Source organism: Paraclostridium benzoelyticum, assembly GCF_001006285.1.
Classification (GTDB): Bacteria; Bacillota; Clostridia; order Peptostreptococcales; family Peptostreptococcaceae; genus Paraclostridium; species Paraclostridium benzoelyticum.
In genome coordinates, this window is the sequence record NZ_LBBT01000105.1 from 1 (window position 1) to 5,214 (window position 5,214).

Genomic DNA, 5,214 nt, shown 5'->3' on the forward strand with positions numbered 1-5,214 from the left:
CTAGCTAATCAGACGCGGGTCCATCCTGTACCGCCGGAGCTTTGATACAAAAGCCATGCGACTTTTATATGTTATCCCGTATTAGTATACCTTTCGGTATGTTATCCGTGTGTACAGGGCAGGTTACCCACGCGTTACTCACCCGTCCGCCGCTCTCTCCGAAGAGATCGCTCGACTTGCATGTGTTAGGCACGCCGCCAGCGTTCATCCTGAGCCAGGATCAAACTCTCAAATATAATTTAAAAAGTTGTCCATCGCTCAGCTAATCATTATCTGAATATCTGGCTTGGTTGTTTGTGTTTAATTCTAAAAAAAAGAATTTATATAATTAACCTACTGTTTAATTTTCAAAGTTCATTTTCTCTTTTGTGTTTCGTCCGTTTCTTAAGGACAAGTAATACTTTATCACCATTTTAAAATAACGTCAACAGTTTTTTAAAACTTTTTTATTTTTTTATTTAATATTCAGCAGATTTAACATAAAATTCAGAATAAATATGTTAAAATATTTTAAACAGATATATATTGGACATAATTATGAATACAATAATGTATCATTCTAATTAAGGAGGGATTATATTGGGTACGTATCTTAGAGAACCCGTAAGTGGTTTTACTCATTTAGCAGGAGCTATACTTTCATTTGTTGGATTACTAGCATTAGTTATAAAAACAACAATTACTAACCCTACTGTAGTAAATTTAACTGCGGTTATAATATTCGGTATAAGTATGATGCTTTTATACTCTGCATCTGCAACATACCATTTGGTAGTTTCATCTGAAAAAGTAATTAAGTTTTTAAGAAAGCTTGATCACTCTATGATTTTCATTTTAATAGCAGGTTCATACACTCCATTTTGCTTAATTGCTTTAAACGGAGCTAAAGGATTCACGCTTTTTGGTGTAGTATCTGGAATAGCTGTTGCTGGTGTTTTATTTAAAATGCTTTGGTTTAATTGCCCTAGATGGCTATCTACTTCTATATATATAGGAATGGGATGGATATCTATTTTTATAATAGGACCTTTATCTAAAGCAATATCACCTCAAGGAGTTTTTTATTTAGCTCTTGGTGGAGTTTTCTACACTATAGGTGGAATAATATATGGAGTTAAACCTAAATGTCTTGATTTTAAATATTTAGGTTTTCATGATATTTTCCATATATTCGTTATGTTAGGAAGCCTAACTCATTTTTATTGTGTATTTAAATATGTAATATAAATAAAAAGCCCTGCTTACACCATAGGTAAGCAGGGCTTTTTTAATTTTATTTAAGTTTTTTAAAATCTTCTACCGTCGGCTCTATACATTCTCTATAATTTCTTTTGTGTCTAAATTCACTAAGTTCTCTGTATATTTTTACACGAGCTAAGTTTATATCTCCTAATGGTCTATGGTCCACACTGCAATGCCCTGGCGAGAAAGATAACTTTTCTCCCATTTCACTTCTAGTATCTGTTATAAACCATTGTCTTGGAATTATTATTTTACCAATTTTAATAAGAGGTGACTCTTCTTCATCCCATTCAATAGATGAATCATTTATAGGCATAGACTTCGAATTCGTTTGAATTTGGATATAAAATTCAAAACTAGCTTCATTATCAATTAAATGTTTTTGCATATTTTCTGAAAGATAGTTGTATGTAAGTCTTTTAGGTAATTCACTTTTATATTTCGAATTTGGTTTCACACAAAACTTAACTATTTTATTTTTATAAGCATATGGAGTCGTACTAAAATAGCTTACATCTAGCGGACTTGTTTGGTTTGATCTTCCTTCTATAAGGTCTTTAATTATATTTAATTTATCTGATTTATATAAACTATACATCAAAGCAATTGGATTCTTTTTTTTAACCATATAATATATAGAATCTCTGAATAGAGGTAGTGTTCCTATAGGCATAGTTGGTATAGTAAGCATAACAAAATCCTGAGTCATTCTTTCATTATCTATTAATTTATCACCACTTACTCCAATTAATTTAATAGCCATGCCTCTAATATCTTTACTCTTATCACTTTTAACCTTATTTCCACCACTAGAGAATCTTATAAAACAATTATATTTTTTTCCAGATTGAAAAACTTCTGTTTCTAAATCTTTATTTAAATCATCATCTACAATAAATATTCCTTTTAATAACCCTAGCCCTTTTGGATGTGCATCTCTTTTTGTAAATCCCTTTTCATAATCCTTAACTAACTTTGCCTTTAAAATTTCAATAATTTCGTTTGTCATTTCATTATTATCCCTGCTTCCCATAGCTAACCCCTCCAGTCCTTTTAAACTATCTATTATCCTATCCAAATATTAAAGATAATAAAACAGCAGGCATAAATTTATAAATTTATGCCTGTTCACTCTTATCTAAATTTATTTCATAACTCTCATTGCATTTAGTACAGCTATTAAAGCAACCCCTACATCTGCAAATATAGCTTCCCACATAGTTGCTACTCCACCTGCTCCTAATATTAACACTATTACTTTAACACCTAAAGCAAATACAATATTTTGCCATACTATTTTATTAGTCTTCTTAGCAATTTTGATAGCTTTAACAATATTGCTAGGTTCATCTGTCATAAGAACAACATCTGCAGCTTCAATTGCTGCATCAGATCCTAATCCTCCCATTGCAATACCTACATCTGCTCTAGCAAGAACAGGAGCATCATTTATACCATCTCCAACAAATGCAATTTTTTCAGTTTCTTGTCTTCCATCATATAATTCTTCTAACTTATCAACTTTGTCTGTTGGTAGTAAATTCGAATAAACCTTGTCTAAGCCTAATTTTCCAGATATATCATTAGCTACTGCCTGATTATCCCCTGTTAACATAACAGTTTCTTTAATTCCTATATTTTTAAGTCCTTGTATACAAGCTTTAGAATCATCCTTAACTGTATCAGATATTACTATATATCCTCTATATCTTTTATTAACAGCTATATATACAATTGTACCTACTTCCTTAGCTTTTGAAAAGAATATATTTTCACTTAACATTAATTTTTCATTTCCAGCTAATATATGCTCTCCTTCATAATCTACTTTAATCCCATGTGCAGCTATTTCTTCATAGTTATTTACTTTATCTAAATCTACATTTTCTTTATAATGTTTGACTATAGATTTTGCTATAGGATGATTTGAATTTACTTCTGCAATAGCTGCATATTTTAGCAATTCATCTTCACTTATACCTGCAGGTTTTATATAAGTTACATCAAATACACCTTTTGTAAGAGTTCCTGTTTTATCAAACACAACTGTATCTACATTTCTTAAAGCTTCTAAATAGCTGCTTCCTTTTATAAGTATTCCTTGTTTTGATGCGTATCCAATTCCACTGAAGAAACTTAATGGTATAGATAAAACAAGTGCACAAGGGCAAGAGACAACCAAGAATATAAGCCCTCTATAGAACCAATCGTTAAATGATGCTCCCGGTATAATAACGGGTGGAACTATAGCAATTAAAAGAGCTGATATAACAACTATCGGCGTATAATATTTAGAGAATCTAGTTATAAAGTTTTCTGTTTTCGATTTTTTAGCACTTGCATTTTCTACTAAGTCTAAAATTTTAGAAACCGTAGACTCTTCAAACTCTTTTTGAACAGATATAGTTAAAACTGCATTTTTATTTATAAACCCAGATAAAACATCTTCTCCCTTACCAACCTCTCTAAGCAAAGATTCTCCAGTTAATGCAGATGTATCTACCATACTAAATCCGTCAACTATAACACCATCTAAAGGTATTTTTTCACCTGGTTTAACTATTATAACATCTCCAACTTCTACATCGTAAGGCGATACCTCTTTTATTTCAGAACCTATTTTTAGGTTAGCATAATCTGGTCTAATCTCCATAAGAGAAGCTATAGACTTTCTAGATTTACCAACAGCTTTAGCTTGTAAGAATTCTCCTAATTTATAAAACACCATAACTCCTACAGCTTCTGCTGACTCTCCTATAGCTAATGCCCCTAATGTAGCTATCGACATTAAAAAGTTTTCATCAAAAATTTGTCCTTTTCCTATGTTCTTAATAGCTTTTAATAGTACATCTGAACCAACTATTAAGTATGCAACTACGAAAACTACAGTGCTAAAACTCGACTCTTTACCTGTAGCAATTTCGTATATTCCAAATATATAAACTAAAATTCCAATTACAAGTTTAATTAAATCTTTTTTATCATTTTCTACTGGTGCGGCTTCTTTTTTACTTGCAGTAACTTTCTTCTCTTTGTATTGGATATCTAATCCTGGTTCCGTTGTATTTATAATGTCTATTACCTTATCCATAGTTTCCTTTGAATTTGATGTAGAAACTAAATTAACTGTTAAAACCTTGTTGATAAAGTTAAGGTTAGCACTTTCTACCTCCGTTAACTTATCCACTTTTTCACAGATTACCTCTGCACAATGTGCACAATTTAATCCATTTAACACTAATTCTTTCTTTTTATCCTTAGTCTTTTTTTCTTTCACCTTTATATTTAAACCTGGCTCTGTATCATCTATTATTTTTATTATTTTGTTTATTACTTCCTCTTGATCAAAGTCAGAATCTATATTTACTGTTAGCACTTTGTTTATAAAGTTTAAATTGGCTGAATCTACTTCTTGTAATTTATTTACTTTTTCATTTATAACTTCTGCGCAATGCGCACAATTTAAACCGTCTAGTACTATTTCTCTTTTTATGATAGCACTTATACTCATAATATCCCCTTCCTTTTTAATTGATTGATTTATTTATTATAAGTCTCTTGAATATGAGATAATCCGCAGTTAAAGATCTGACTTATATGATTATCATCCAGAGAATAGTAAACTACCTTACCTTCTTTTCTAAATTTAACTAGTCTTGCTTGTTTTAAAACTCTTAATTGATGTGATATCGCAGAATGTGTCATTCCTAATAAATCTGCTATATCACATACGCACATTTCACTTGAAAATAAAGCGTATAAAATTTTTATTCTTGTTGTATCTCCAAATACTTTAAAAAGTTCTGCTAAATCATATAAAGTTTCTTCTTGAGGCATATGATCCTTAGCTTTACATATTAGTTCTTCATGTATCTCTTCACAAGAACAGTCTTTAATTTCTTCTATGTCATATTTCATTTATATTTCCTCCTCAATATTATATATACAAATATATGAATAATTGTTCATATA

4 protein-coding genes and 1 rRNA gene are annotated in these 5,214 nt (G+C 30.4%); 1 reads left to right on the forward strand and 4 read right to left on the reverse strand.

All coding sequences use genetic code 11. The features are described from left to right. Positions 1–236 (reverse strand): 16S ribosomal RNA (locus VN21_RS04550); the annotation flags it as partial. Between the two features lie 343 nt (positions 237–579). Here VN21_RS04550 and trhA point away from each other — a divergent pair. Then, positions 580–1,227 carry a PAQR family membrane homeostasis protein TrhA gene (gene trhA / locus VN21_RS04555; protein ID WP_046822254.1) on the forward strand — a complete coding sequence of 216 codons (648 nt, stop codon included), beginning with the start codon at positions 580–582 and terminating at the stop codon, positions 1,225–1,227. Between the two features lie 46 nt (positions 1,228–1,273). Here trhA and VN21_RS04560 read toward each other — a convergent pair whose 3' ends face one another. The 3 genes from VN21_RS04560 to VN21_RS04570 all read right to left on the reverse strand — a co-directional run bounded on the left by VN21_RS04560 (position 1,274) and on the right by VN21_RS04570 (position 5,160). Next, positions 1,274–2,275: a catalase gene (locus VN21_RS04560; protein WP_046822255.1), complete on the reverse strand. Its 1,002-nt coding sequence runs from the start codon at positions 2,273–2,275 to the stop codon at positions 1,274–1,276. 111 nt (positions 2,276–2,386) lie between these two features. Beyond that, positions 2,387–4,753: a heavy metal translocating P-type ATPase gene (locus VN21_RS04565; protein ID WP_152650771.1), complete on the reverse strand. Its 2,367-nt coding sequence runs from the start codon at positions 4,751–4,753 to the stop codon at positions 2,387–2,389. 29 nt (positions 4,754–4,782) lie between these two features. Then, positions 4,783–5,160: an ArsR/SmtB family transcription factor gene (locus VN21_RS04570; protein ID WP_021428286.1), complete on the reverse strand. Its 378-nt coding sequence runs from the start codon at positions 5,158–5,160 to the stop codon at positions 4,783–4,785. Positions 5,161–5,214 lie beyond the last annotated feature (54 nt).

Excerpts from the sequence above, each read along its gene's own strand:
- VN21_RS04570 (WP_021428286.1), bottom strand. The coding sequence starts at position 5,160 with ATGAAATATGACATAGAAGAAATTAAAGACTGTTCTTGTGAAGAGATA.
- VN21_RS04565 (WP_152650771.1), bottom strand. The coding sequence starts at position 4,753 with ATGAGTATAAGTGCTATCATAAAAAGAGAAATAGTACTAGACGGTTTA.
- VN21_RS04560 (WP_046822255.1), bottom strand. The coding sequence starts at position 2,275 with ATGGGAAGCAGGGATAATAATGAAATGACAAACGAAATTATTGAAATT.